At 38.3% G+C, this 752-nt stretch carries 1 protein-coding gene; it reads right to left on the reverse strand.

Annotation, left to right across the window (positions count from 1 at the left end):
- Window positions 1–127: 127 nt before the first annotated feature.
- A complete protein-coding gene (locus EYW48_RS21345) occupies window positions 128–727 on the reverse strand; it encodes a pentapeptide repeat-containing protein (RefSeq protein ID WP_017044157.1) in 600 nt (199 codons plus the stop codon).
- Window positions 728–752: the final 25 nt, after the last annotated feature.

Consider the following 752-nt stretch of genomic DNA (forward strand, 5'->3'; position numbering starts at 1 on the left):
TAACGCCGCATTAAGTGGTGAGCAACGCAGACCACTGCACCTAACGTATTGTACCGTAAACACTTAAGCCGAAGCGAACCGAAAATGCCGAGCGTTGGGAATCCGTCTTAAATGCCTTGTTAGGCTATTAATCCACCAATTCAATACCTAAGCTTTCTAATAAGCTCAACGCTTCATATCGTGAAAACTTAGCCTTTTTAACGTTATTTTCTAGTACGTCAATTGAGTATGCTGTTGATTCACTGAAATCAACCCCTTGCAAATTTGTTCTCATAAATAAACTGTGGCTAAAATCACTATAAATCATTATTGAACCTGCAAAGTTACCTTCACGGAAATCAACATCATGCAACTTACATTCATCCAAAACCAATTCATTTAAGGTCAGGCCAAAGAAAGACGAGTCATTTAAAATACAACGCTTAAAACTTAGCTCAAAGTCTGAGTGATAAACTGGCCATGTCGCTTTCGTCCAATCAACGCCAACTAACTTACTGTCTTGAAATTTAAGCTCAAAGAGCTTTGAGTTTGTAAAATCCACCAAACTCAAATTGCAGCGTTCAAATGTGCAGTTTGTAAACTTACATTTCTGGAATTTAACCGCTGAAAAATCGCAGTCGGAGAATTGGCAATCTTCAAACTCGACGTCGCTATATTTCTCATCAGGTGAGGAAAGCTTCTCAAAAGAAACGTCGAAATATTGCTCATTATTTTTTAAATCTGTCATCGTATCCTCTGAATAGCCTAACGCC

The sequence above is a fragment of the Vibrio sp. 1180_3 genome, assembly GCF_029478545.1.
GTDB classification, from domain to species: domain Bacteria; phylum Pseudomonadota; class Gammaproteobacteria; order Enterobacterales; family Vibrionaceae; genus Vibrio; species Vibrio aestuarianus.